This is a genomic window from Aeromonas sp. 600948, assembly GCF_049174875.1.
Lineage (GTDB): Bacteria > Pseudomonadota > Gammaproteobacteria > Enterobacterales > Aeromonadaceae > Aeromonas > Aeromonas veronii_A.
In genome coordinates this window covers 120,960-146,226 of sequence record NZ_JAAKTY010000005.1, presented here as the reverse complement: position 1 = coordinate 146,226, position 25,267 = coordinate 120,960, and the positions used below count along the sequence as shown (strand labels likewise).

Here is a 25,267-nt window from a genome sequence, read left to right as displayed (position 1 = left end):
CAGGAACACATGGATTCAGTACACCAACAACATCTGATTGAACAACTTGTACCCCTGCTGCGGGAGAAAGATTTCGAAGAGATCTTCAACCGTCTGACCCAGGACGAAAACAGTAACGGCCGTTTTCTGATCAAGATGGAGCTCAATCGCAAATGCTCCCCTTGCCGCAGGGTTATCGACATGCGCGATGAACTGGAGGACGAGTGCCTGGTGCACGAGTTCGACGGTATCACCCACTTTATGCCGGCCGAGGCCATCGGACTGTTTCAGTCCCAGTGCTATCTCTACCGTGACGCCTATACCCTTGGCGTTTACGAAGCACTGCAACAATGGCAAAAGAACCATCACCACGCCCGGGTGGATGGCCTGCTGCAACCCCCTGTCAGCCCCTTCCGGCAATACGACGTCAACACCATCGTCTTTGCCAGTTACTACGGGCGACGACAAGAGCGGATGCACTTTAGCTCGCCCTTGCTCATCAAACTTCATGACGGGGAGAAGTTGTTCGCCAAAAGTTCCGATCTTTCCCTCGGCGGCATGAGAGTCTCGGTCCCCTATTTGCCCAATTACCAGACCGGCGCTCAGGTCGAGGTCTTCTTTACCGGGCTGGAGCGGGATCACCCCAATCCGGTGCTGCATCAGCCGGTCGGTTACCAGATCCTCGGTGAAGAGAGCAAGGAAGGGAAGTATTGGCTGAGGCTGGTACGCTCCGGTGAGCAGCCCGCCTTCGATGCCTTCCTCAGCGACTTTATCGAAGCCAACAAGATCCGCTATCGGGTCAGCGTCGACTATCTGCTCTCCGCCGCCATCATCAAGGGATATGAGCAGTTCTACCTGCCACGGATGACCGGCATGCCGCTCTTCTTCAGCACAGGAGATTGTCCCTCACTCGAGATAGCACTGCGCACCGAGAACAACCAGCACCTGCTGGAGTATTGGCGCGACGAGAAAAACCGCGATGCCCTGGCGGGACTCTTCTCAGCAAAACGGATGAAACGCCTCTGCCCTGCTCCCGGCACCACGACCGAAACCCTCATCTACTGCTTCACCCACACGGTACGCAGCCATATCTATTTCTTCTCTGCCACTGCTGAAGAGCTGCGCCAGAGTGGTCTCACCGCCCTCTTCTTCCAGGTGGGCTCCCGACGTCCCAGCTGGCGTGTCTACAAGTTTTCACTGGAGGCGTGTGAATCGCTGGAGGCAGATGTAGGGCAGTTGCAGGGGGTCGAAAATTCGCAACTGCAGGATATTCTGTTACTCGAACGTCTCAAACTGATTGGGTATTGCGGCCTGCTGCAGGAGATCAGTCTGGAGTCCCAACGGGAGGAGTTCCGCCCGGAGGGCGAGCTGGGCAATAATGCCAATGAATTGCAACGTTTTGGTCACGAGCTGGGCGTTGCCCCCTTCGAGATTGAATCCCTGCACTATGTCCAGTTGCGCAAGGAGCTGCGCTATATCCACAAAACAGCCGTTGCCATCCATCACAATGGCAAGTCATGGCTTGGCTGGACCCGAGATATTTCTGCCCATGGCCTGCAGGTCGAGCTGGAAGAGGCGTTTGCTGGTGATAAAAACGATGTGGTGACCATCGCCCTGCCCCGTCTGCAGGAGTTATCCAAGAGCATGGATCTGCAGCATCTCTCCTACCGGCTGGTTAGTCTCAACATGACTCGCACCGTGCTGCACCTCTGTATCGACGGGGATTCCGATCGTCATACCGGTCGTCAGTTCTTCAGCCTGCTGATCGAGAGCAACCAGAACAAGCTCAAGGCGGCGCAGGAGCAGCGCCGTTATCGCGGACTGGCGCGAGCCCTGCGCAATATTTACACCCACCACCTGTTCAACTCACCGGTCTATATCAACAAACTGAAGGGTGCCCCCAAGCCAGCCGCCATCGGCAAGTCACTCACTCCGCGCAGCCTGCAACAACTGTTAACCGCCTGTGCCGAGCAACCTGAGCAGGAGAACCTCTATCCGCTGTTTCAGGGGGAGTTGTTCAAGGAGCTGCTGATGAATCCGTTGCGAGCCATCGAGCGGGAGGACAAACCGCGTGAAGATGAGGTCTATATTGCCAGCATCCAGACCAAGGCGGGCCTCCCCATCTTCACCAGCCGCCTCGCCAGCAGCTTTAGCAACCTAAAAGAGAAGCGCCAGTTCATCGAGCTGGCACTGCAGCAGGGAGAATTCTACTCGGTGCTGGTCGGCATCTCCCGCACCGGACGCCCCGACACCAACTTCATTGCCAATGAGCTGGACTACATCGCCAAGTTCGCCATTCACAAGGCAAAGCGGCTGGAAGAGGAGTTGTGGAGTGTCGTGGGGGTTGGCGAGCTGACCGACACCACCCAGGCAACTCTGTTCCGGTTCGGCATCACGCAGCCGCCCCGCTGATCCCATCGACACGGGCGCACTATGTGCCCTGTTTTTTGTCATGCTGCCTGCGGATTGAGCAGCCATTCCAGGATCCGGGGAAAGTGATCCTCCTGCGCCTGCGGGGCGGTCAGCATATTGATGTGGTCATAGTCAAGCCGGTTGCCATTATCACGCCCCAGGCGGGTGTGACGAGCAGCCGAGCCTATCTCGTCGCTGAAACGGCGCACATCGGTCGGATGGCCCAATACCTTGTCGGCTCTGGCAGAGATCATCCAGAGTGGCGGCCAGTTGACCCGTGCCGCCCCCTCGTCATAGGCAAAACCGTCGTGAGGATCCCGCCAGGGGCCACACTTGACCCAGGGGATGGTCTCCTGCAGATAGCGCAGCGGCTCGTCGTCAGCACCTATCTTCAGAGTGCGAGCAGCCAGAAAACCACGGCGGCGAGCCAGCCAGGGGGCCAGCCGATTCCAGATCAGATCCACCTTCAGCCAGCGCTCGGGATTGTGCACCGACACGCCGCGTTTGGTACCAAAAAACAGCAGACTGGCCACCTGCTCCGCCAGCTCGGGAAAGCGCACCAGGGTCGAGGCCATGATGACGCCACCCCAGGAGTGGGCCACCCAGTGCACCTTGAAGCCATGATGGCGCTCGGCAATCCAGCGATGCAGGGCGGGCAAGTCCTCGGTGATTAGCTCGTGCTGGCCGTGCTCCGCCTGCTCGGCGATGGCCGGAGTGCTGAGCCCCCGTCCCCGCAAATCAGCCACATAGACCTGATAGCCGTGGCGGGCCAAAAAACAGGCCAGCCCCTTGCCCGATTCGGTGTAAAAGATGCGGCCGTTCTCGATGGCGCCGTGCACCATCAGGATCGGCTCGCCATGCACGGCGACCCGGGGTTTGATGTGGCGAACATGCAGTTGATGGGCGCCACAGGGGATAAACAGAGACTGCTGCAACAATTCCATTTTTATTGGTTTCCTCCTTGAAACACAGTCAGCGCTTGTCCCAGCGTTGTTCGCTGCAGGCCCGCGCCGCCAGCAGGCAGATCACCCCCTCCAGATCGTGATGATTGAGGGTGGCCGCAGCCTGCGCCCGCACCAGCGGCTTGGCATGAATAGCAATCCCAAGACCTGCCACGCCCATCATCTTGAGATCGTTGGCACCATCGCCGATGGCCACGGTCTGGGCGGCAGCAATGCCGTACTCCTGAGCAAGCTGCTGTAACACCTCGGCCTTGACGCTGGCATCAACGATGCGCCCGCTCACCTTGCCAGTCAGCTGACCCCCTTCCACCGCCAGCTCGTTGGCGAAGATGGCATCGAGCCCCAGCGCCTGCTGCAACTCGCCGGCAAAACGGGTAAAACCGCCGGAGGCGATGGCCACCTTCCAGCCAGCCTCTTTGAGGGTATCGACCATCAGTTGCAAGCCGGGCATCCACGGCATGTTGGCGGCCACCTCGTCGAGAATGGTGACCGGCGCTCCAGCCAGCAGGGCCACCCGGTTGCGCAGACTGTCGGAGAACTCCAGTTTGCCCTGCATGGCAGCAGCTGTTACCGCCGCCACCTGATCGCCGACCCCCGCCAGCCGCGCGATCTCGTCGATGCACTCGATACGGATCGCGGTGGAATCCATGTCCATCACCAACAGGCCGGGTTCGCTCAGGGTGGGGAGTGCCGGCAGGTGGCAGAGATCGATCTCCCACTCACCGCTCTTGAGCTCGGCCACCAACTCGGAAGAGAAGCGATCGCAGCCAAGCAGCAGCAGCGGCACCTCCGTCACCTCGGTGGGAGGATAGAGGGTGGCCACCAGCCCCTGCGCAGCCAACAGTGGTGACAGATGCGTCAGATGGGAGGCGCCCAGCCCCTTGCCAAACAGTACCAACCAGCCGCCCGCCTGCGGGGTCTCTGTCGGTTGCAACGCATCGGCGTTGAGCTGCCAACAGGGTGAGCCGGACAACAACGCAGGCCAATCGGATAACAGAGGGGGGAGCCGGGACAACAACATAAGAGATACGCCTTCCTTGGTGATCAGGGGGTTAACAATGCTGACCCAGAGTAGCGTATTGCTTTTTGCGCAGGCAAGCGCCAAGATCCGGCACTCATTGTCAGCATGAGGTCTCGCGCTTGCAGCGTCATCTTCCCATCAAACGTGTACTCAGTCTGGTAGCCGGCCTGCTGCTCGGCTGCTGGGTACTGGTTGTTCTCCTTCATATGCAGGGAGAGAGCCAGGCTGCGCTGCACACCGAAGCACGCAACCGCGCCCAGGCACTGGTCGCCTATGCTGCCCGCGACATGAAGCGCTGGCTCAAGGAGGAGAACAGCAGTGAGCTGGAACGGCTGGCCCGGGATCTGGCGACCGAGCCGGAGATCCTCGATGTCACACTCTATGATGGACGCGGCATTCCCCTCGCCCAGTCGGAACAGGCCGTACCGCTGGAGAGCCTGCTACCCATCGGTGACAATAACAAATCGATGCCGGAACAAGGCAAGGGGCGGATCCAGTTCGTACAGGAGGTCCTGGATGGCGATCAGACACTGGGCTACCTGCGCATCACCCTGGAAGAGCAGCAGATGCTGGCGGACAAGGACACCAGACTCAAAACGATTCAGGAGAAACAGCGGCTGATATTGCTGATTGCGCTGCTGGCAGGTCTGCTTATCTCCTATGGCATTCGTCGCAACTATATGCGAGTGCGCAAGCACAAAAAACGAAGTCCTCCCCCCTCCCCGCCGCCAACCAACAATGATCCGGCGCAGTAAACGGATAAAGAAACGGCGACCAGAGGTCGCCGTTTTTGCATGGTTCCAGAGGCTGCGGGATTAGTTGTCGCCCAACAGGACGGAATCCAGTGCGATTTCGATCATGTCGTTGAAGGTCAGCTGACGCTCTTCAGAGGTGGTCTGCTCACCGGTACGGATATGGTCGGAGACGGTGCAGATGGTCAGCGCCTTGGCACCGTACTCTGCGGCCACGCCGTAGATACCGGCGGCTTCCATCTCGACACCCAGGATGCCGTATTTTTCCATGACGTCGAACATGGAGGGGTCCGGGGTGTAGAACAGGTCGGCGGAGAAGATGTTACCCACACGCACGGCAACGCCCTTGTTCTTGGCGGCCTGCACGGCATTGGCAACCAGGTCGAAGTCGGCGATGGCAGCGAAGTCGTGATCTTTGAAGCGCAGACGGTTTACTTTGGAATCGGTGCAGGCACCCATACCGATCACCACGTCACGCAGTTTCACGTCTTCACGCACAGCGCCACAGGAGCCCACGCGGATCAGGGTCTTCACACCGTAATCGGTGATCAGCTCTTTTGCGTAGATGGAGCAGGACGGGATACCCATGCCGTGACCCATGACGGAGATACGACGGCCCTTGTAGGTACCGGTGAAACCGAACATGTTGCGCACGTCGCAGATCTGCTCGACGTTCTCCAGGAAAGTTTCAGCGATGTACTTGGCGCGCAGGGGGTCGCCCGGCATCAGCACGGTATCAGCAAAGGCGCCATCTTTCGCATTGATATGAGGAGTTGCCATTCTCTTGATTCCTTCACACTAGGTTGAGTTTTATTGTTTTATAAATTGCCCGCCGCCGAAGTGGCGGGCGGGTAAATTACAGGAAGCTGGTACCGTACGCCAGTTTCGGCAGGCCGTGGTAAGCCGCGATGCTCTGGCCGATATCGGCAAAGGTCTCGCGACGACCGACGGAGCCGGCCTTGACCGGCTTGCCGAAGAACAGCACCGGAATGTATTCGCGGGTGTGGTCGGTCCCACCCCAGGTCGGGTCACAGCCGTGATCGGCAGTCAGCACCACCACGTCGCCATCTTGCAGCAGCTCAAACAGCTCCGGCAGGCGGGAATCGAAATACTCCAGCGCACCGGCATAACCGGCAACATCACGGCGGTGGCCGTAGGAGGAGTCGAAGTCCACAAAGTTGGTGAAGACGATGGTGTTGTCACCGGCCGCTTTCACCTCTTCCAGCGTGCGATCCCACAGCTCGGTCAGACCGGTCCCTTTCACCTGCTTGGTGATGCCCTGCTGGGCATAGATGTCGGCAATCTTGCCGATGGAGACCACCTGACCGCCCGCATCTTTCATGTAATCCAGCACGGTCGGCGCCGGTGGCAGCACTGAGTAGTCGTGACGGTTGCCGGTACGCTTGAAGTTGCCCTTGCCACTGCCCACGAACGGACGCGCAATCACGCGGCCGATGTTGTAGGGCTCCAGCAGCTCGCGCACGATGTGGCACAGCTCATAGAGATTCTCGAGGCCGTAGGTCTCTTCGTGGCAGGCAATCTGGAACACGGAGTCGGCAGAGGTGTAGAGGATCGGCTTGCCGGTCTTCATGTGCTCTTCGCCCAGATCGTCCAGCACCTGGGTACCGGAGGCGTGGCAGTTGCCGAGATAACCCGGCAGACCAGCCTTCTCGACGATGGCGTCCAGCAGCTCCTGCGGGAAGCTGTTGTGGTGATCCTTGAAGTAGCCCCACTCGAACAGCACGGGCACACCAGCGATCTCCCAGTGACCGGACGGGGTATCCTTGCCGGAGGAGAGCTCCTGCGCAAAGCCGTAGGCACCGACTACCTCGATATCTTTTTTCAGCCCTTCCGGGAAGTAGCCGGAAGCCTGCTCGCAGGCGTGGCCCAGACCCAGCTTGTTGAGGTTGGGCAGATTGAGGGCGCCACGGCCTTCAATTTCACCTGCCGCACACGCCTTGGCGATATGGCCAAGGGTGTTGGCGCCCACATCTCCGAACTTGTCGGCGTCAGCAGCAGCGCCAATACCGAAAGAGTCCATCATCAGAATAAAGGTACGTTTCATGGGTCTTCCCCTTGTTACAAATCGGCCAGGGTGATACGGCGGTACACTTCAGGCAGTGCCTCCGGCCGTTCGCCACCAATCCGGACAGCCGCCTGCACCATGCTGGCAGCCTGAGCATATTGCTCTTCAGTCTGAGCGTGGATCATCGCGATCGGCTTGTCAGCATCAACGCTTTGACCCAGGCGGATAAAGTCGGTCAGACCGACCGCATAATCAAGTTTGTCACCGGCAGCGCGGCGACCACCGCCCATGGCGACCACCGCCAGACCCAGCTCGCGGGTATCCATGGCGGTCACGAAGCCGCTGTTGGCCGCGAAGACCGGGCGTACGATGGCTGCCTTGGGCAGGTAAGCGTCGTAACGCTCCATGAAATCGGCCGGGCCACCGAGACCTGTCACCATGCGACCGAAGATCTCGGCCGCCTTGCCGTTATCCAGCACCGCCTGCAGCTTGGTGCGGGCATCGCGCTCGTCGCTGGCCAGACCGGCGGAGATCAGCATCTCGGCGCACAGCGCCATGGTCACTTCGTGGATGCGCGGGTTGCGGTATTCACCGGTCAGGTAGCGCACCGCTTCACGTACTTCCACCGCGTTACCGGCGCTGGAGGCCAGCACCTGGTTCATGTCGGTCAAGAGCGCAGAGGTGCGGCAACCGGCACCGTTGGCCACGGCCACAATGCTCTTGGCCAGCTCTTCGGAGGCTTCGAAGGTTGGCATAAAGGCGCCGGAGCCCACTTTCACATCCATCACCAGCGCTTCGAGCCCGGAGGCGAGCTTCTTGGAGAGGATGGAGCCGGTGATCATCGCGATGGATTCGACGGTGGCAGTAATGTCACGTACTGCATAGATACGCTTGTCAGCGGGGGCAAGATCGCCGGTCTGGCCGATGATGGCCACGCCCGCCTCTTTCACCACTTTCAGGAAACGGTCGTTGTCGACCGAGGTCTGGTAGCCAGGAATGGCGTCCAGCTTGTCGAGGGTGCCGCCGGTGTGGCCCAGACCACGGCCGGAGATCATCGGCACGAAACCGCCGCAGGCAGCGACCATCGGGCCAAGCATCAGGGAGACAACGTCACCCACCCCGCCGGTGGAGTGCTTGTCGACAATCGGGCCACCCAGATTGAGGTGATCCCAGGCCAATACCATGCCGGAGTCGCGCATGGCGCAGGTCAGGGCAACCCGCTCATCCATGGTCATGTCTTTGAAGTAGACCGCCATCGCCAGCGCGGCAATCTGCCCCTCACCGATGGTGTTGTTGGTAATGCCCTGAACGAAGAATTGAATTTCTTGGGTACTGAGCGCTTCACCGTTGCGCTTCTTGCGAATAATTTCTTGAGGCAAAAACATCTTTCATTCCCTCCGCCATTGCTGGCGTTACACAAGCCTGAATCTTTGCCCGCACACCGCATGGTGGGGGCTAACAGGGCGGACAGCTGTCCGCCCTCTCATCGACCTATTAGTAACCGCTGGTGTTGGCCGGCTTGTCGCCATGCCCCAGAGTGGCCAGCAGACTGGCCAGCAGGCTGGATGCACCAAAGCGGAAGGTACGGGCGGATACCCAGTCGTTGCCGAGGATCTCTTCGGCCATGGCCAGGTACTGACCGGCAACGGCGGCATCTTTCACGCCACCAGCTGGCTTGAAGCCGACTTTCGGATTCTTGGCCTTGATCACTTCCATCATGATGCGGGCCGCTTCTGGGGTCGCATTGACCGGCACCTTGCCGGTGGAGGTCTTGATGAAGTCGGCACCAGCATCGATACAGATCTCGGAAGCGCGACGGATCAGCGCCTCTTCTTTCAGCTCGCCGGTTTCGATGATCACTTTCAGCAGCACGTTGGCACCGCAGGCCTCTTTACAGGCTTTGACCAGATCAAAACCGATCTGTTCATTACCGGCCATGAAGGCGCGATACGGGAACACTACGTCCACTTCATCAGCACCGTAGGCGACAGCGGCACGGGTCTCGGCCACGGCGATCTCGATATCGTCGTTGCCGTGCGGGAAGTTGGTCACGGTCGCAATGCGTACGTCGGCAGCGCCGATCTCACGCAGGGTCTTGCGAGCGATAGGGATAAAACGGGGGTAGATGCAGACGGCGGCGGTCAGGCCAGCCGGTGACTTGGCCTTATGGCACAGGTCGATCACCTTCTGATCGGTGTCGTCATCGTTCAGGGTGGTCAGGTCCATCAGGTTCAGGGCGCGCTGAGCGGCCACTTTCAGATCAGTCATTCTGTTCTCCAAAGTCTCGATTTAATCCAGATAACCGGGCACCACCATACCATCCAGCGATGGATGCACAGGCAGTAATCCCCAGCTATACGGGAATGGAATTACAGTGCGAAGGCACCGGCACTATCGGGATGCTATTCAAAACACCCTGCAGGCACTGCGACTGTAAATAAGGCAAGAGCCCTGTCACTTTCTTACAAAAGTGCGGACTTGGTTCCATGAAGACTTGAGAATGGCCGACAACATCTGACCCGACTTCCCAATCAATTCCATTTGACCGCCAACACCCGATTTCATCGAGTATTAGTCATTGCCAGCACCCTGCTGGCAACGCCTATTTCAGCCGAGATACCCCCTGTTTGCAAGCCAGATTTGCCAATTTCAGAGGTACCTCACATCTGGCAAATCCAGGTCTATAAAAGCCTTACGAAAAGAAACGAGTCAGGATCCAGGAGTAGGCCAATCCCCCCAGATAGACCCCGACGATCCCCATTACCCCGGATAAAACGGGAGGCGCCGGGATTGGCAATTTGAGGAAAGAAAACAACAAACCAACTATAAAGCCGGCCACCATCGCCAGTAGCACTTCATTCATATAACCTCCGATTTGACTCATTTTATTATTAGTTTAGATAGGAAAACGGTTGTCACCGCTCCATACGCGAACGCCACGGCAGATGCCGTGGCGTTCGTGTTTATACCCTGTCAGTCAGGCGGCGATTACATGCCGGACAGTGCCAGGAAGAAGCCTGCGATAGTGGCAGACATCAGGTTGGACAGAGAGCCAGCCAGTACGGCTTTCAGACCAAAGCGTGCAATGGTGCCGCGGCGGTTCGGCGCCATGGACCCCAGACCACCCAGCAGGATGGCAACAGAGGAGAGGTTGGCAAAACCACACAGCGCGAAGGAGATGATCGCCTTGGTATGATCGGACATGGCCACACCGTTGATCAGCACTTCGTCTTTCAGGTACGGAGCGAAGTTCAGGTAAGCCACGAACTCGTTCACTACCAGCTTCTGACCGATGAAGGAACCAGCAACCACAGCTTCATTCCAGGGCACACCGATCAGGAAGGCCAGCGGGGAGAAGATCCAGCCCAGCAGCAGTTCCAGAGAGAGTTGCGGATAACCGAACCAGCCACCCACACCGGAGAAGATGCCGTTGATCATGGCGATCAGACCGATGAAGGCCAGCAGCATGGCGCCGACGTTCAGGGCCAGTTGCATACCGGCAGAAGCGCCAGCAGCAGCAGCGTCAATGACGTTGGCAGGCTTGTCATCCAGCTCGGCATCGGCAGAGCTTTCGTCGTAGTTCGGGGTCTCGGTCTCGGGAACCAGCAGCTTGGCGAACAGCAGACCACCCGGTGCAGCCATGAAGGAGGCAGCAATCAGGTATTCCATCTTCACGCCCATGGAGGCGTAACCTGCCAGTACGGAACCGGCAACGGAAGCCAGACCACCACACATGACGGCGAACAGCTCGGAGTCAGTCATCTTGGAGATGTAAGGACGAACCACCAGCGGCGCTTCGGTCTGACCGACGAAGATGTTGGCAGTTGCAGACAGGGATTCGGTGCGGGAAGTACCCAGTACTTTCTGCAGACCGCCGCCCAGCAACTTGATGACCATCTGCATGATGCCCAGGTAGTAGAGCACTGCAATCAGGGAGGAGAAGAAGATGATGACCGGCAGAACACGGAAGGCAAAAACAAAGCCGCCGCCACCGAACACTTCAAACATCTTGTTGCTGACCAGACCGCCAAACAGGAAGTCGATCCCGTTCTGGCCGTAGCTGATCACGCTGGATACCGCGTCGGACACGCCGACCAGGATATCGCGACCAACCGGAACATAGAGTACAAACGCCCCCAGACCGGCTTGAATTGCGAACGCACCGACAACGGTACGCACGTTGATTGCCTTGCGATTGCTGGAGAACAGCACCGCGATAAGGACGAGCGTCGCCATCCCTACCAGACCCATGAACAAATTCATTATTATCTTCCTCTAGTAGCACCTGGCTTGTTAGCGAGTTGTTATCAAACCCAACTAATCAAGGGGAGCGCATTATACTAATTAAAGTCCGATAAAATAGAATGCTGGTCACATTTTATCGTTATCAAAATGTCCAAGTGTCACAAAATTAGACAGCAAACGATTTTTACGCTCATTTTTTTTCCTGACAACTAAATCAGGTGTTGCGAATTTGTTTCATGGCAATGGGTCGTGATGGAAAATATGCCGGGCAGTTTCAAATAACACCTTAGCAACATCTACCGATGATTCCTCCCGCAAAGTCATCAATATTTCAGCTATTTTCGGCAGCGCTTCCGGGGTATTCCGAGTGCCTTGCTCATCTTGTAACGGCATATCGGGCGAATCGGTTTCCAGCACCAGGGCCTCGAGCGGCATAGCACGAAATACCTCTCGCGTCTTGTTCGCCCGCTCAAAACTGATTACCCCGCCCACCCCGAGCCGAAAGCCCAGTTGCCAGAAAGCCTCCGCCTGCTGCAACGAACCGCTGAAAGCATGGATCACCCCGCCACGAGGCGGCTTGAAGCGGCGCAACAGCTTGACCACAGTGTCATTGGCGCGCACCGAGTGGATCATCAGGGGGAGCCCAGCATCAGCAGCCAGCCGGATCTGAGCCTCAAACAGCGCAAGCTGCCCCTCCTGCGGCACGTGAGAACGGAGGTCCAGCCCGCACTCACCAATGGCCACCAGCCTGGCAGGTTGACTCATCACCAACGCTCGCAGCCGTTCCATCACCCCCTCCCGCTGCTCACCGGTATACCAGGGATGAATTCCCAAACCATAAAAAAGGCCGTCATGCTGATCTGCCAGTGCCATCACACGAGTCCAGTTATCCTCTGCGATGGCAGGAATGATATACTGCGTCACCCCTAATGCCCGGCAACGGGCCAGCAGCGCCTCCCTGTCCTGGTCGAACACCGGAAAGTCGAGATGGCAATGGGTATCTATCAGCTGCATATCACTCACACCTGTTTGCGGTATTTAATGGGTCATTGAACATGATGAACAACAGAAACAACGGCTTTACCCTGATTGAACTGGTGTTGGTGATCATAGTGCTGGGGATCCTGACCGTCACCGCCCTGCCACGCTTTATCAATATCAAGGATGATGCCCTGAAAAGCACGGTCTCGGCGACTGCTGGCAGCTTTGCCAGTGCAGTTCAACTGGCAAATGCCGGCTGGTCGGTGAAAGTGAAGGGGGAGTCTATCGGGCTCTACAACTTGAGTAGCTTTGGCAAAGGCGATCTTGATATTAATCGCTATGGTTGGCCTGTAGGCACGAAAGAGGACTATAACCAAGCGCCAGATACAACATTTCCACCTGGCTCTAACGAAAACCAGATCTCTGTTAACAACGAAGATGACTGCAAGCTACTCTTCACTGGATTACTTGATACAGAGCAGACTGTTCCTGACTTAGACAATAACAACACTGAAACTGACTATAGTTCCGAACTTATTATTGCAGATGACCAAACTGAGATCGGAGGGTTAGAGCATCACAACTGCCGCTATATCCTGCGTGATTCTATCGGCCGCTTCCCGGATCACCACAACGGCCTCGGCTTCGAGTACAACAGTGTTACCGGTGCCGTGACCCGCAATTTTGATTGAGCTCAGCCTCTTCTGCGCAAGCTCGCTCTTTGCTTGAGTCCTCATTATAACGAACCGGTGTGCAGCAGCGCCGGTTCTCCTGAGTGAGCCCCCACTCCTCGCACCACGCATCGTAACGGGCCAGCCAACGCAGCAATACCCCTTTCATCGTCACACCTCCGCCAACAGGTTCAGGTCAAAAACCATCCTAATCAGAGTCGGCAAGGGGAGCAAGGCATCCCCATGACCACGGTCGAGCAAAATAAAAAGAGCTGGTCAGCATGGCTGACCAGCTCTTTAACATTCCCTGAAGAGGTTATCCGACGAGCGATAGCTCATCCGCCTCAAAGGCTCTTCAGTTTCTCTTCCGGCAGAGCCAACTCGTCGTTGTGGTTAACACCGATGCCACGCTCCAGCACATGACGGGCGATGGCGTGCGCTTCTTCCAGCGAGTGCATGCTGTAGGTGCCGCACTGATACTCGTTCAGCTCGGGGATCTTGGCCTGATCCTGCACGGTCAGCACGTCGCTCATGGCCGCCTGCCAGGCTGCGCCAACACGGGCTTCGTCCGGCGCGCCGATCAGGCTCATGTAGAAGCCGGTACGGCAACCCATGGGGGAGATATCGATGATCTCCACGCCGTTGCCATTCAGGTGATCACGCATAAAACCGGCGAACAGGTGCTCCAGCGTATGGATACCGCGCTCGGAGAGGATCTCCTGGTTCGGCACACAGAAACGCAGGTCGAACACGGTAATGGTGTCCTTGTTCGGGGTCTGCATAGTCTTGGCCACACGCACCGCTGGCGCTTCCATACGGGTGTGGTCAACGGTAAAACTGTCCAATAACGGCATTTCTGACTCCTGATTGGGTTACCAGAACCAGCCCCCGCGGGAGAGCTGATCCTTGCATTGTCGATACTGGGCGCCGTAGCGCTGGGCGCGAGCCTCTACCTTGCGCGAGGTTTTCATCAACCACCCCTTGCTGCGATAGCTGCCACGCCGGTAGCCACCCCACCCTTCGTGATAGTTGAGGTACTGGCCATAGGCATCCCACTTGGAGGTGCCATTGAGCCGCTGGGCCTTGTTAGTGTACCAGCCCATAAAATCGATGGCGTCGGCAAAGTCATCGCGATCGCTCCAGCTATTGCCGGTCTCTCGCTGGTAATCAGCCCAGGTCTCGTCTTTCACCTGAGCGTAGCCATAAGCCGAGCTCGCCCGCCCGGTCGGAATAAAGAGGAAATACTCCATCGGCGGCTGGGCGTCGTGTACGAAGGAGGACTCCTGATACATCATGGCCATCACCACATGGATCGGCGTCCCCCACTTCTCGTTCATCTTGAGCGCGGCCTTGTGCCACTCCGGCTTCTCGCGAAAGATCTGGCACAGGTTTTCCGGCTGAGCCGGCGGGCGGGTACTGCACGCAGTGAGTACTGCCAGCAGGCCTGCCACCGCCACGATGCGCTTTCGGGACATCAGAGCAGAACTTGATTTGCTCTCCTGAACATAACGAGGCAAAAACGACATCAGATAGCGTCTTCGTTCTCTTCGCCGGTACGGATACGAATGACGCGCTCCACCTCGCAAACGAAGATCTTGCCGTCACCAATCTTGCCGGTGCGGGCGGTGTTCTGGATCGCTTCCAGACAAGCATCGAGATCCTCATCCTGCACCACCAGCTCCACCTTCACTTTCGGCAGGAAGTCGACCATATATTCGGCGCCGCGATAGAGCTCGGTATGGCCCTTCTGGCGGCCGAAGCCTTTGACTTCGGATACGGTCATGCCGTTGATGCCGATCTCTGCCAGGGCCTCGCGCACATCGTCCAGCTTGAACGGTTTGATGATGGCTTCAATCTTCTTCATGGTGACTCCTTACCAGTTCTGTTTGCCGAACCCGGATGTAATGGGGTAACGGCGATCCTTACCAAAGTTGCGAGCCGTAATGCGGGGCCCGACCGCCGCCTGACGGCGCTTGTATTCGTTGAGATCCACCAGTCGGATCACCTTGCGTACCACAGCTTCCTCGAAGCCCTCCGCCACCATGTCGGCGACCGAGGCATCCTCTTCCACGTAGCACTTGAGAATGGCATCGAGGATGTCGTATGGGGGCAGACTATCCTGATCCACCTGATCCGGCGCCAGCTCCGCTGAAGGAGGACGGTCGATAACCCGCTGCGGGATCACATAGTCGACCGAGTTGCGATATTCGCACAATTTGAATACCAGCGTCTTGGGCACATCTTTCAGCACGTCGAAACCGCCCGCCATGTCACCGTACAGGGTGGCATAACCGACCGCCATTTCGCTCTTGTTACCGGTGGTCAGCACGATACGGCGACGCTTGTTGGAGAGCGCCATCAACAGCACGCCGCGGCAGCGGGCCTGCAGGTTCTCTTCGGTCGTATCGCGAGCGGTACCTTCAAACAACGGCGCCAGCTGGGTCATAAATCCTTCGAACATCGGCTCGATGGAGATGATGTTGAACTCAACCCCCATCCGCTCGGCCTGCTCCTTGGCATCCTCCACGCTCATCTGGGCGGTATAGCGGAACGGCATCATCACCGCCTGCACCTTGTCGGCCCCGATGGCATCGGCCGCGATGGCCAGCGTCAGCGCCGAGTCGATACCGCCGGATAGGCCCAGTACGGCACCATGGAAACCGTTCTTGGTGACATAGTCGCGCACCGCCAGCACCAGCGCCTGATAGGTCTCGGCCAAGGGTTCCAGCGGCGCAGCGGGCTCCCGTTCTTTCACCGGCTGGCCATCGGCAAAACGTACCAGCGCCAGCTCTTCGGCAAACGGGGCCAGTTTGTGGGTCAACTCGCCCTGGCTGTTGAACACCTTGGAGCAGCCGTCGAAAATCAGCTCATCCTGACCGCATACCTGATTGAGGTAAACCAGCGGCAGACCGGTCTGATCGCAGCGCTCGGCCATCAGCTCGCGGCGGATCCAGGGTTTTTCCTGATCGTATGGCGACGCATTGATGGTGAGCAGCAGCTCGGCACCCGCCGCCTTGGCAGCCAGCGCCGGACCCGGCTGCCACAGATCTTCACAGATGAGCAGCCCCAGCTGGTGACCACGGAACGGCACCACGCAGGTCTCGGTTGCCGCGGTGAAGTAGCGCTTCTCATCAAACACGCCGTAGTTGGGCAAGTCCTGCTTGAAGTAACGGGCAATCAGCTTGCCCTGCTCATAGAGTGACGCCGCGTTGTAGAGCGCCTCCCCTTCACGCCAGGGATGCCCCACCAAAATGGCACAGTTGCCCTGCCATTCGGCAACACGAGCCAACGCGGCTTCGACCCGGATCATCAGATCGGCGCGCAGCAGCAGATCTTCCGGTGGATAGCCGGTCAGGGCCAGCTCGGAGCAGACCAGCAGATCGGCACCTTGCTGCTCGGCCTGAGCCGCCGCAGCGAGCACTTTGTCAGTGTTATCTTCGATGGCGCCTACCGTCAGATTCAACTGGGCAAGCATCAGAGAGAGGGCTTTTGCCATGGCGATGCATCTTGTATTCGAAAATGATGGGGAATGATAAAGAAAAGGCGCTGGCTGTGCCAGCGCCCCGGATTCAAGGGGTACAACTTAGATTAGCTGCATTGGTTACACCATTATCCACCAGCAGGGCACAAGGACCACTAATCACCTGACCGTTGGCGGGTGGCGTCATGGCGATGCTGAGGGAAGCAGGTTTCAACAAGTAAGTTTTATTGCCCTGTGCACTGTAGGAGAAGTTCACCACCAAGCTACTATTTTGCGCTGCCGTACAGACATAGGTAGCCGGCTGGTTGTTAGCCTGGGGTTTATCAATACGGCAAGTAGCCCCCGAAGTTGTGGTACTGACATTCAAGCCACTGAAGGTATTTTTGCCGCAAGATACTGGCGCAGTATTGTTGCCATTCCCTTGCTCAAGACACTCTATGCGTCCCGATACAGTGAGAGTTGGCACAGTCTGGGAGCTGGTATCGATCGAGATAGGCATGGTGGCGACCTTGGCCTCACTTCGATCTACCGGTGAGATAAGTGAAGCTGTGATCCCCGAGTTACCTTGGTAGGCCGTCACCTTGATCGATGCACTTTGCAACACGTTGGATGCATCCTTGGTGCTCTTCTTGGCGGACAGATAACCACGGCTGTAGCTACCAAAATAATAGCTGCCAAGATCAACGACTGTCTTGACAGGCTCGTTGGTCACACCGACATAGTCAGAGGCACTGCCAGTCAACTGGCCACTCAATGGCACCAAGCTCCACTCCGCCAGCATGGTCAGATTGATATCCTGAAACGGAACCTTGGCCAACAGATCCTGAGAAGTCAGATCGAGCTTCGAGAGACTGTCCGGCGAGAGCAGATCCACGTAGATACCTCTAGCAATCAACTGGGCGGTCCCCGTATTCATGGTGATCTTGGTGCTGGTATCTCCCCCTGTCGCAGCATTGGCAGGCAACCACTCTGCAAATTCGGTGATCGTCGGCGGCGTGGCCGTGGGGTTTGCGGTCCAGTTGAGGGTGTTTTTCTGCCAGGTGATGTAGGTAGTAACTACGTACTTGATGTAGTTCTGATAGCTGGTCTGGTTTGCGGGCTTGGCAAGAAAATCAGCGCTGGTCACGACAACTTTGATCAGGTTCCAGTCAGGCAGCGGGCGATAGTAACCATCAAGTCTGACAAAGCGGCAGGCATCCACATAATCGCCACTATTGACCGATGAGAGGCCACTGTTGTAACGCAGTCGACTGGTATTGAGTGGAGCGTAAAACTGTTCGAAACTGCTGCCGCTGCCATCGAAATGATCCTTGCAGCAACTGGTGCAGAGACTCGGCTGATCTCTGACACTGCTGTTGAGTACCCCGGTCTGCTTGGTAACCTGGGAGCCCACATTCCAGTACAACAGGTTGCTGCTGGTCAAAATGGCCTTACCGGGCAGGTAGGCATTGACACTCGAGCCATAACTGCAGGAACAGGAGACCGATGCCAGATCCTGCAGCACCTGTTGAGTATTGCCACCATTGTCTGGCTTATAGGTAACAGTCTCGAATTGCACCAGTTTGCCAACAGAACCATCCTTGGAGGTCACGGTGGGCAATGGCTTGCTGGTCTCTTGCTTGCGCCCTTCCTGGTCAATCTGGATGGAAATGACATCGGGCGCGACCCCGGGGGTATAAACCACATGGGGCGGTTCACGACTGGTATCCAACCCCCCGTTAAACTGATTCTGGGTTAATGACTCAACAGGCGATACCGCACCGGAAAGCAACAAGGAATGGGACTGCCCGACGCTGTCGCTCCAACTGACAGTGACATTGACCACCTTTCGGCCAGAATAGGCATGCAAATAACCCGCCGGGATAGCCGTTTGCCAGCCAGAACCATTCCAGTACTGATTGCTGACGGTCCAACTAAGGGCATAAGTCCCACCGCCATCAGGAGGTGTCGCCGAACTGGAACCTGCCGCGATACTGTTATAAGCAGTAAGCGGTGAAACCGCGCTTACCACTCCATTGAAGGTACGAAACGCATCCAGTTTTGACTCCGCCAGACGCATGGCTACCTCATAACGGCGGCTATCCTGGGAGGTATTGAGCAACGAACGAGACATAGCCACCAATCCTGCGACCCCCACTCCCAGCAGAACCAGAGTGATCAAAATCTCTAACAGCCCAAATCCCTTGTGCGGTTTCATACATGCTCCTACCAGTCGCGCCAGCTACCAGGCACCAGATTGATGCTCTGAAACGCAGCCCCATTTTCGATATTGCTCAACACCGCCTGATCATACTTGGCATCAAAGGTACCGTTAGCCGTTTTGCCCAGTTGATAGTTGGCCACCACGGCACCGTTGACGATAGCCCCCCCCTTCAAGCTGATATCAGTAGTCGCCGTAGCAGGCGTGGATGAATAGGCAAACACCAGCCCATAGAGGGTAGCGCTCCCATTGACCATCAGATTGCCATTGCGAACGATGAGTACCACGGGCGCAGCAACCGAGCCGATAGACCCACCCGGTTTGCAGTCTCCATCGACGATAATAAGGCCGCTTGAGGCGGTCGAGAGCGAGTCGCAATTATTCAACCGTTGTACTGCTCGTGACTCCAGATTGGCCCACCCCGTAGCGTCATCATTCTCGTTAAACAGATACCAGACCAGGTCTGTGGGGAATGCCGTATCATTATCTTTGATGTCCGACTGCTTATCACCCTTCTGGCTAATGTAGGTACTGCACCCGCCGCTGTAGTCTCCCTGATGGCAAGTCTGACCAGAACCATTGGTCAAATCCACATTGCCATTCGTCCAGACAGATAACGGAACCCCTGGCCCCCCACCGTTAGGGTTGGCCACCACAGTGAAGTTGCCGGATACTGCCATACCACCGGCAACTGTCAGGGGGGCTGCGGGAGTGCCGGCCAACACGCTTATCTTGATGGCCTTCACCTCAACCTCTGCATTGGCGGTACTGTCCACCAGGGTTGCCATAGTGCGCACTTTAACCGGAACTACGTTCGCCCCACCGACAATCACGGTCGGTTCATCCAGAGCCCACAGGGTATAATTGCCAGCCGAAACAGTGATAGATATACCGCTACTGGGGGTGCGCCAAGCTGCATCCTGCGCAAGCCGTCCGACCCCATCCGAGAGACCCAGCTCGGCCAGTGCCAACGCCTGCCGGTACTGTACTTCATTAAGACTGACACGACGGTCAGCAACCATCAGCTTGCCCACCAGCAAAGAGATGCCAAGCAGGATCACAATAAGCAGCAGCGTAATAGTGAATGTGGTAAAGCCAAGATAACGTTTCATGGCATCAATACCCGTCGTTACGCAGCTTGATATCACGCTGCAAGGTGAGTTTAAGTGCACTATTTGCCTTTAACTGACCCGATATGGCCAAGCGCACCGTTCTCGCGCCAGCCGACGCACTGCTTCCAAGCAGCGAAAAAGTGAGGTCAGTCACCTCAATGGTGTCATCGGTACTGAGTAAATTCCCCGTGCTGCAACTGGTACCGAGCTGCACCCCTTTGTCGGTACTGTCGTAGCTGTAAATAAAGATCTCATTGGCACCGAGGGTTCCATTGTTATCATCATCGTATTTCAGCCGGATACAGCGATAAATCTTGGAACCAGTGATCGTCTCATTCATCAGGTCGCTGCCAGTATCAAAATAGAAGGGGGATCTGGAGCCTGATGCAGCATTGAGAAACACAGTAGCTCCCTGATCGTAACCAGTTCGCTGTACATCACGGGCAATCATGTCCGTGATACTTTGCAACTCCTGATTTAGACGACTTACCTGCATCGATGTTTGATTGGCCTTGAGAATAGTGGCGAACAAGGATGTTACGGCTGCAACCAAAAACAGACCTGCGACCATGGCCACCATTAACTCGACGATGTTAAAGCCTCGTGCTAGACCTAATCGCATGGAGAGCTCCCCGTGACTGGCTCGGTTCTCACTCGCCCATTTGTGGCAATAATAACCCTGTGCTCAGAGGTCCCGTTCTTCAGACAAATAGAACCATTGCCCAAACCGCCACTGCCGTGAAGATCTTTGAATGAGCCTCTACGGTTATTGATTTCAAGAGCATTTTCAGAACCGGATAATTCATAGTTTGTCGTCAGAGTAATGCCGTTAAACTCGCTGGCATCAACGCCCTTGCGACCTTCAATAGCAGAACATGAATCCGAGCAGCTATTACATGCCGAATCAAGAGCGATGCGATAGCACCAATTGGCCTGCCCCGCATTGAATATCTTGAAGATTATCGGTTTATTACGTTTGATAGCCTCAGACTTGAGCAGCATGATATCCGTGTAAACGGCTTGGGTAGCCGCCTTGACTATCTGCTCCTGGCGCAATGACTGATAACTGGGGATGGCTACGGTTAGCAGCAGGGCGACCAGAGCCATGGCGATCATCAATTCAATCATGGTAAAACCGGCTGAGCGCCCCTCTGCGAATTCCATTGGCTAAAGACTCCTTTCTTTTCGCACATGCCAGTAGAGTATGATGTCAGTACTATCCTATAGTATCTATCTGTTTAACGAACCCTGCCGCGCCCATGAGAATCAAACAATCCGGAATCACCCTGCTGGAATTGATGGTGGTCGTTGCCATCGTTGCCATCATTGCCGCTGTCGCCTACCCGAGCTTTACTGACGGTCTGCGTAAATCTCGTCGAGCAGATGCCATCAAGGGCTTGCTGACCATGCAGCTCAAACAAGAAGAATTTCGCATCTCCAATGCCAGTTACAGCAGTGCGATAGCCAGTGTGGGCAACCCAACCAGCGATTACTACACCTTTAGCATTTCTGGCGCCAGCGCCACCGCCTACACACTGGTGGCCACCAGCAAGGGGGCCCAGGTCGGCGACAAGGCCGGCAATACGGCCTGTGATACCCTGACTATCAACAAGGCCGACATCAAGACGCCTGCCGAGTGCTGGAACTGAACGCTACCAGCATTCGGTGGCTGTCATGGTGGCTCGTGATACCCCCTGCAGTCCGCTCTGATCGAGAGTCAACAATCCACAGGGATCGCCATTCATCACACCGGTCGGAATGGCGGTCAGGGTATAACGGGCCCCACTGGCATTGAGCGCTACATTGTAATACGCAGCCCCCCCATCCCTCGGCAGGGTCGCCAAGCCGGCAGAGGCTAGGTTACCGGCGTCGTAATTGCCATTGGCAGTAAACTCCCGCTCCAGATATTGCGCCGCTTCCAGCAACACTGCCTTGGCTTCGGCCCGCTTGGCAGCCGCCATGTAGTTGTTGTAACTGGGATACGCGATCGCGGCCAGAATGGCGACCACTGCGACCACTATCATCAACTCAATCAGGGTAAAACCACGTTCCATGCCAACCTCTACTCCAGTTGCAACCAAGACTGGCGGCCACCCAGATCGCCTGCCCCCTCTTCCAGCGTGACCGAGATATTTCCGCTGGAGCCGCTGATATATTTGCGCTCCATCTCGGCATCTTCCACTACGCTTGGCGTCGTGGTGAGCTCATCAAATTGCTTGCCGCTGACCGGCACCTTGATGTCATTGCCGGCTTCATCCTCGATCGCGACGTAATCATCATCGTTGACGGCCCCGTCGCCGTTAACATCAAACACCGAGTAGGTGAGTCTGGCCCCCGAGATGGGATCCAGCTCCATCAGCCAGGAGCGGCCACCAAAGTCACAGGCATCCGCCGACGGGATCAAGGTATTGAAGATCAATCGCTTATGCCGATAGAGCATCTCGGAGACGGCCCGCTCACCGACCCCCTTGCTCAAGCTTGGCGATTTCAATAGCAGATACCAACCCTTTTGGCTGGTGTAATTGACATTCCGGTTGGAGACAACCCTCACGTTGAACTTGATAGTGGTGCCGTTGGCCACAAACTCATGGGTGATGCTCTGCTGCAACAGCTGGCTACTGAGCACGGTAGCCCCCGTATCCCAGATACCGTACACCGCTTCCAGCCTCGGCGTGGCGGGAACCAGTTTGTCATCATTGGTAAAATAACTGCCAGTCCCCATCATCACCATAACCCCCCCTTTAGGGTGCCGAATAGCCAAAGGACGCATGGTGATCGGCTGACGCGTACCGGCACTGCAGCTGCCATTACAAGCCTGGAACAGCGGCTTGGGCTTGTTGCCCGTTTTCAAAGCACTTCCCCACTGGGCACTGTTTTTGTCAGTCAGATCGAATTTCCACAGATTGCCGTGCAGGTCACCGGCATAGACATAGTCGACAACCCTGTCCCCGTCTTGATCTACCGGCAAGGGGGAAGATAGACCGTTGGGCTCGCTGGAAGACCCTACCTCGGTATCAATCTCTTTGATGATGGCGCCAGTCGCCAGATCCAGCACAAAAAGCCTCGCAGTCTGACTGGTGCTGTTGTAACCATTCGCAACCAGAGCAACCCATTTGTTGTCGGCTTTGACACGTACCAGAGTGGGTGCCGCCAGTGCAACCCCCATTTCGCTATCGGTGAACTCCCACAGCATCTTGTCGGCGGTGAAGTTATCCGGGGCCGTCACATCGATGGCAAATACCGCCTTGCCACCGGCACCGGTGGATCCCAGCAAGATGCTCTTCCAGCGACTGCCCAGATAGGCATCGCTCACCCTGGGCGTCCCATCCACATAGTAGCGATGGCTGTAATTCGGTCTGGTCAACTGATTCAGCTCGCCCAGCAGGCTGGACGGGATATAGGCCAGTCGCTCGACACCGTCGGCGACTCGAAATCCGTGCAGCATACCGTCATTGGCACCGACATAGAGCATGGGTGGGCGGCGGGTAATCGCCGTCGAGCTTAGAAAAGCCTGGTAACCCTCCCGCTCGGTCTGGGTCAGACCGGCTGCACTGCTGTAACCGTAATCACGCTTGCCCACGTAGACGGGATCAGAATTGATGATGTCGCCGAGCAGATCACTACGATTACGAAACGCACCACCATTGCGCTGCTCACCACTGCGATCACCGCGCAGATAGGCGACACGGCTTTCTCCCTGGTTGTCACCAGCGACATTGAATAGAGCCCGGTTGGTCACATTCAGCGTATCCCAACGAAAGGGGATGCCGACACCATCTTGCCGGGTGAAGATATTGCGTGCCGAAGGCTCGGGGATCAAGGTAGCGGCATCCCAAGCGATCTCCCCAAGGGTGCCATCGCTGTTCAGCGGGATCGAGACCAGTTGCCCCGACCAGTCGCCGCTGTTGTAGCGGGCCTGGTAGATGTGGGTATTGCTGTCCAGCCGGGTTGCGTTGGCGGTCACTGAACTGGCTGAGCTGTTACGGGCGGCAATCTGTGCCAGCGTACTGCTCAGGGCTGCGGCGAAGGTATCGGGATCTGCCGCGCTGAAGAAATTCCCTTTGCTGTTGACGGCCGCATGCCACAGATCATCGATTTTCTTTGCATCGGAGCCGTAGGGGCTGGGCCAACTCACAGGCTTCCCGCTGGCAGGGTTCAAGGTGCCGTTGACCCCCAATCCGACCGTGAAGTTGACCAGATGCTGCCAATTAGCGGGATCCTCCGTGCTGGTCGGAACCTTGTTTGCGAGATCGGGACGCAGATCCGTTTTCCAGTAATGGTAAGCCACATCAGCCAAGGTATCAGCGGTTCCATCATTGTCTTGGTCACCGACCGCAGGGTCAGGATCATAAGCTCGTCCCTCACTCCAGTAACCATCGGTCATCAGGATGTTATAACTCTGGCGACAGGTAAGATGAGGAAGCGTGCTACCGGCACTGACGGCCCAGGGGCCATCGCCACCCGTCTTGGAAAAGTAGTTTCCCACATGCTGGAGGCTGGTCCGCAGTGGAGTACCGGCAGCTGGAATATCTCGGCTATAGAGATCTTTGAAAAAGTCACTGCGATTAGTACCCGAAAAAGCGGCTACATCACGGATCACACTACCGCTGGCGTTGATGGTGGCAAAACCGACTCGCAGCGATTGCCCCTGACTGGCAAAGGCACGCCCAATGCCAGCTCGTGCTGCCAGGATCCGCGAACGGTAATAGGTATACCAGTTGGCAAAGTTCTGGATCTCCTCGTCATAGCTACAGGCAGGCGCGCTCTTGCAGTCGCTGCGATTGGGCCGCCCAAGGTAACTTGACGTGCTTTTACTTATCTCCACCCTGTTATAGCTACTCACCTTCTTGACATCACCGCTACCTTTGTAGTCGAAATAGACGGCAGGCCAGAACTCTTCCGTTTTATTTACTTCATCATCATTAAATTTTTTATAGAAAGTAGCGTTATCGGCATTTGCGTACTCCGTACCTTCATTGGTCAAATCACGGCACGACCTATCGGGATTCTTCAATGGATTGTGCGGGGCGCAGGTAATTTTGGCATTACTCATCAAGGTGCCATCCGCCTTGACCCAAGGGCGATAGGTCAACTGCGGATTGTAATAAAGCTTGTTGTTATGGCTGGAACGGGTGTAGGCATTACGATTACTGCCCGCAGCAAAGGTCACGGTACGATTATCGTAATCATCGCTACCATAGACCTTGTTAGCACGTGGGTAGACATAACGCGCATCGTTCTCGATCAAGGACTCGGGCATGATCTCGAAATGCATCGAACCCGAATCATCCAGGGTAAACATGATATTGGGATCGGCCCGGGTGCCGAGATAGAGGGGAACCTGGGCAATATCGAGCGCCGCCTGTGCCGAAGCACAGCAGAGCATCACCGAAAGGCCAAAACCAAGTTTGCCCATACACCGCCT

23 protein-coding genes are annotated in these 25,267 nt (G+C 56.7%); 4 read left to right on the top strand and 19 right to left on the bottom strand.

Annotated features, from left to right (window positions below; genetic code table 11):
• Positions 1 to 9 precede the first annotated feature (9 nt).
• Positions 10 to 2,391, top strand: coding sequence for a PilZ domain-containing protein (locus G5182_RS06285; protein ID WP_227341917.1), 2,382 nt, complete (start codon positions 10 to 12; stop codon positions 2,389 to 2,391).
• A 38-nt stretch (positions 2,392 to 2,429) separates the two neighbouring features.
• Here G5182_RS06285 and G5182_RS06280 read toward each other — a convergent pair whose 3' ends face one another.
• Together G5182_RS06280 and serB are read right to left on the bottom strand one after the other, a co-directional pair.
• Positions 2,430 to 3,335, bottom strand: coding sequence for an alpha/beta fold hydrolase (locus G5182_RS06280; RefSeq protein WP_216952869.1), 906 nt, complete (start codon positions 3,333 to 3,335; stop codon positions 2,430 to 2,432).
• A 28-nt stretch (positions 3,336 to 3,363) separates the two neighbouring features.
• The gene (serB, locus tag G5182_RS06275) at positions 3,364 to 4,374 is read right to left on the bottom strand and encodes a phosphoserine phosphatase SerB (RefSeq protein ID WP_216952868.1); all 1,011 of its coding nucleotides are present in this window, start codon (positions 4,372 to 4,374) and stop codon (positions 3,364 to 3,366) included.
• Positions 4,375 to 4,493: 119 nt separating this feature from the next.
• Here serB and G5182_RS06270 point away from each other — a divergent pair, with 119 nt between their 5' ends.
• Positions 4,494 to 5,129 carry an AhpA/YtjB family protein gene (locus tag G5182_RS06270; RefSeq protein WP_216952867.1) on the top strand — a complete coding sequence of 212 codons (636 nt, stop codon included), beginning with the start codon at positions 4,494 to 4,496 and terminating at the stop codon, positions 5,127 to 5,129.
• A 60-nt stretch (positions 5,130 to 5,189) separates the two neighbouring features.
• Here the strand turns inward: G5182_RS06270 and deoD are convergent, their stop codons facing one another.
• The 7 genes from deoD to G5182_RS06235 all read right to left on the bottom strand — a co-directional run bounded on the left by deoD (position 5,190) and on the right by G5182_RS06235 (position 12,411).
• Positions 5,190 to 5,906: a purine-nucleoside phosphorylase gene (gene deoD, locus G5182_RS06265; protein WP_040096807.1), complete on the bottom strand. Its 717-nt coding sequence runs from the start codon at positions 5,904 to 5,906 to the stop codon at positions 5,190 to 5,192.
• Between the two features lie 76 nt (positions 5,907 to 5,982).
• Complete coding sequence (locus G5182_RS06260; protein ID WP_216952866.1) at positions 5,983 to 7,191, bottom strand: phosphopentomutase; 1,209 nt, start codon at positions 7,189 to 7,191, stop codon at positions 5,983 to 5,985.
• 14 nt (positions 7,192 to 7,205) lie between these two features.
• Positions 7,206 to 8,537 carry a thymidine phosphorylase gene (deoA, locus tag G5182_RS06255; RefSeq protein WP_227341916.1) on the bottom strand — a complete coding sequence of 444 codons (1,332 nt, stop codon included), beginning with the start codon at positions 8,535 to 8,537 and terminating at the stop codon, positions 7,206 to 7,208.
• Between the two features lie 109 nt (positions 8,538 to 8,646).
• Complete coding sequence (deoC, locus tag G5182_RS06250) at positions 8,647 to 9,420, bottom strand: deoxyribose-phosphate aldolase (protein WP_005340468.1); 774 nt, start codon at positions 9,418 to 9,420, stop codon at positions 8,647 to 8,649.
• Between the two features lie 424 nt (positions 9,421 to 9,844).
• Entirely contained in the window at positions 9,845 to 10,015 is a 171-nt protein-coding gene (locus G5182_RS06245; protein ID WP_005340467.1) for a XapX domain-containing protein, read from the bottom strand.
• 125 nt (positions 10,016 to 10,140) lie between these two features.
• Positions 10,141 to 11,415 (bottom strand): NupC/NupG family nucleoside CNT transporter, encoded by a 1,275-nt coding sequence (locus G5182_RS06240; protein WP_019445565.1) that lies wholly within the window; start codon positions 11,413 to 11,415, stop codon positions 10,141 to 10,143.
• A gap of 216 nt (positions 11,416 to 11,631) precedes the next feature.
• On the bottom strand, positions 11,632 to 12,411 hold the full coding sequence (locus G5182_RS06235; protein WP_216952865.1) for a TatD family hydrolase: 780 nt from the start codon (positions 12,409 to 12,411) through the stop codon (positions 11,632 to 11,634).
• Positions 12,412 to 12,452: 41 nt separating this feature from the next.
• Here G5182_RS06235 and G5182_RS06230 point away from each other — a divergent pair, with 41 nt between their 5' ends.
• On the top strand, positions 12,453 to 13,070 hold the full coding sequence (locus G5182_RS06230) for a type II secretion system protein (protein WP_421254257.1): 618 nt from the start codon (positions 12,453 to 12,455) through the stop codon (positions 13,068 to 13,070).
• A 323-nt stretch (positions 13,071 to 13,393) separates the two neighbouring features.
• On the opposite strand, the gene luxS is transcribed toward G5182_RS06230, so the two are convergent.
• The 8 genes from luxS to G5182_RS06190 form a co-directional block, all read right to left on the bottom strand.
• A complete protein-coding gene (gene luxS / locus G5182_RS06225) occupies positions 13,394 to 13,903 on the bottom strand; it encodes an S-ribosylhomocysteine lyase (RefSeq protein ID WP_005340462.1) in 510 nt (169 codons plus the stop codon).
• An 18-nt stretch (positions 13,904 to 13,921) separates the two neighbouring features.
• Positions 13,922 to 14,524, bottom strand: coding sequence for a transglycosylase SLT domain-containing protein (locus G5182_RS06220; protein ID WP_042030721.1), 603 nt, complete (start codon positions 14,522 to 14,524; stop codon positions 13,922 to 13,924).
• A gap of 50 nt (positions 14,525 to 14,574) precedes the next feature.
• Positions 14,575 to 14,913, bottom strand: coding sequence for a nitrogen regulatory protein P-II (gene glnB, locus G5182_RS06215; RefSeq protein WP_005308848.1), 339 nt, complete (start codon positions 14,911 to 14,913; stop codon positions 14,575 to 14,577).
• A 9-nt stretch (positions 14,914 to 14,922) separates the two neighbouring features.
• Positions 14,923 to 16,545, bottom strand: coding sequence for an NAD+ synthase (locus tag G5182_RS06210; RefSeq protein ID WP_227341914.1), 1,623 nt, complete (start codon positions 16,543 to 16,545; stop codon positions 14,923 to 14,925).
• A gap of 73 nt (positions 16,546 to 16,618) precedes the next feature.
• Complete coding sequence (locus G5182_RS06205) at positions 16,619 to 18,727, bottom strand: type IV pilus modification PilV family protein (RefSeq protein WP_227341913.1); 2,109 nt, start codon at positions 18,725 to 18,727, stop codon at positions 16,619 to 16,621.
• Positions 18,728 to 18,735: 8 nt separating this feature from the next.
• Positions 18,736 to 19,842, bottom strand: a complete 1,107-nt coding sequence (locus G5182_RS06200; protein ID WP_216952861.1) for a PilX N-terminal domain-containing pilus assembly protein — start codon at positions 19,840 to 19,842, stop codon at positions 18,736 to 18,738.
• Positions 19,843 to 19,846: 4 nt separating this feature from the next.
• Complete coding sequence (locus G5182_RS06195) at positions 19,847 to 20,434, bottom strand: PilW family protein (protein ID WP_216954532.1); 588 nt, start codon at positions 20,432 to 20,434, stop codon at positions 19,847 to 19,849.
• A 20-nt stretch (positions 20,435 to 20,454) separates the two neighbouring features.
• On the bottom strand, positions 20,455 to 21,006 hold the full coding sequence (locus G5182_RS06190; RefSeq protein ID WP_216952860.1) for a GspH/FimT family pseudopilin: 552 nt from the start codon (positions 21,004 to 21,006) through the stop codon (positions 20,455 to 20,457).
• Positions 21,007 to 21,101: 95 nt separating this feature from the next.
• Here G5182_RS06190 and G5182_RS06185 point away from each other — a divergent pair, with 95 nt between their 5' ends.
• Entirely contained in the window at positions 21,102 to 21,491 is a 390-nt protein-coding gene (locus G5182_RS06185) for a type IV pilin protein (protein WP_100654566.1), read from the top strand.
• A gap of 3 nt (positions 21,492 to 21,494) precedes the next feature.
• On the opposite strand, the gene tppA is transcribed toward G5182_RS06185, so the two are convergent.
• A complete protein-coding gene (gene tppA / locus G5182_RS06180; protein WP_100654567.1) occupies positions 21,495 to 21,896 on the bottom strand; it encodes a type IVa pilus pseudopilin TppA in 402 nt (133 codons plus the stop codon).
• 8 nt (positions 21,897 to 21,904) lie between these two features.
• The gene (locus G5182_RS06175) at positions 21,905 to 25,258 is read right to left on the bottom strand and encodes a pilus assembly protein (protein ID WP_421254256.1); all 3,354 of its coding nucleotides are present in this window, start codon (positions 25,256 to 25,258) and stop codon (positions 21,905 to 21,907) included.
• Positions 25,259 to 25,267 lie beyond the last annotated feature (9 nt).

Bases quoted from the DNA above. Each gene is read 5' to 3' on its own strand.
- G5182_RS06285 (WP_227341917.1), top strand. From the start codon at position 10: ATGGATTCAGTACACCAACAACATCTGATTGAACAACTTGTACCCCTG.
- G5182_RS06280 (WP_216952869.1), bottom strand. From the start codon at position 3,335: ATGGAATTGTTGCAGCAGTCTCTGTTTATCCCCTGTGGCGCCCATCAA.
- serB (WP_216952868.1), bottom strand. From the start codon at position 4,374: ATGTTGTTGTCCCGGCTCCCCCCTCTGTTATCCGATTGGCCTGCGTTG.
- deoD (WP_040096807.1), bottom strand. From the start codon at position 5,906: ATGGCAACTCCTCATATCAATGCGAAAGATGGCGCCTTTGCTGATACC.
- G5182_RS06260 (WP_216952866.1), bottom strand. From the start codon at position 7,191: ATGAAACGTACCTTTATTCTGATGATGGACTCTTTCGGTATTGGCGCT.
- deoA (WP_227341916.1), bottom strand. From the start codon at position 8,537: ATGTTTTTGCCTCAAGAAATTATTCGCAAGAAGCGCAACGGTGAAGCG.
- deoC (WP_005340468.1), bottom strand. From the start codon at position 9,420: ATGACTGATCTGAAAGTGGCCGCTCAGCGCGCCCTGAACCTGATGGAC.
- G5182_RS06245 (WP_005340467.1), bottom strand. From the start codon at position 10,015: ATGAATGAAGTGCTACTGGCGATGGTGGCCGGCTTTATAGTTGGTTTG.
- G5182_RS06240 (WP_019445565.1), bottom strand. From the start codon at position 11,415: ATGAATTTGTTCATGGGTCTGGTAGGGATGGCGACGCTCGTCCTTATC.
- G5182_RS06235 (WP_216952865.1), bottom strand. From the start codon at position 12,411: ATGCAGCTGATAGATACCCATTGCCATCTCGACTTTCCGGTGTTCGAC.
- G5182_RS06230 (WP_421254257.1), top strand. From the start codon at position 12,453: ATGATGAACAACAGAAACAACGGCTTTACCCTGATTGAACTGGTGTTG.
- luxS (WP_005340462.1), bottom strand. From the start codon at position 13,903: ATGCCGTTATTGGACAGTTTTACCGTTGACCACACCCGTATGGAAGCG.
- G5182_RS06220 (WP_042030721.1), bottom strand. From the start codon at position 14,524: ATGTCCCGAAAGCGCATCGTGGCGGTGGCAGGCCTGCTGGCAGTACTC.
- glnB (WP_005308848.1), bottom strand. From the start codon at position 14,913: ATGAAGAAGATTGAAGCCATCATCAAACCGTTCAAGCTGGACGATGTG.
- G5182_RS06210 (WP_227341914.1), bottom strand. From the start codon at position 16,545: ATGGCAAAAGCCCTCTCTCTGATGCTTGCCCAGTTGAATCTGACGGTA.
- G5182_RS06205 (WP_227341913.1), bottom strand. From the start codon at position 18,727: ATGAAACCGCACAAGGGATTTGGGCTGTTAGAGATTTTGATCACTCTG.
- G5182_RS06200 (WP_216952861.1), bottom strand. From the start codon at position 19,842: ATGAAACGTTATCTTGGCTTTACCACATTCACTATTACGCTGCTGCTT.
- G5182_RS06190 (WP_216952860.1), bottom strand. From the start codon at position 21,006: ATGGAATTCGCAGAGGGGCGCTCAGCCGGTTTTACCATGATTGAATTG.
- G5182_RS06185 (WP_100654566.1), top strand. From the start codon at position 21,102: ATGAGAATCAAACAATCCGGAATCACCCTGCTGGAATTGATGGTGGTC.
- tppA (WP_100654567.1), bottom strand. From the start codon at position 21,896: ATGGAACGTGGTTTTACCCTGATTGAGTTGATGATAGTGGTCGCAGTG.
- G5182_RS06175 (WP_421254256.1), bottom strand. From the start codon at position 25,258: ATGGGCAAACTTGGTTTTGGCCTTTCGGTGATGCTCTGCTGTGCTTCG.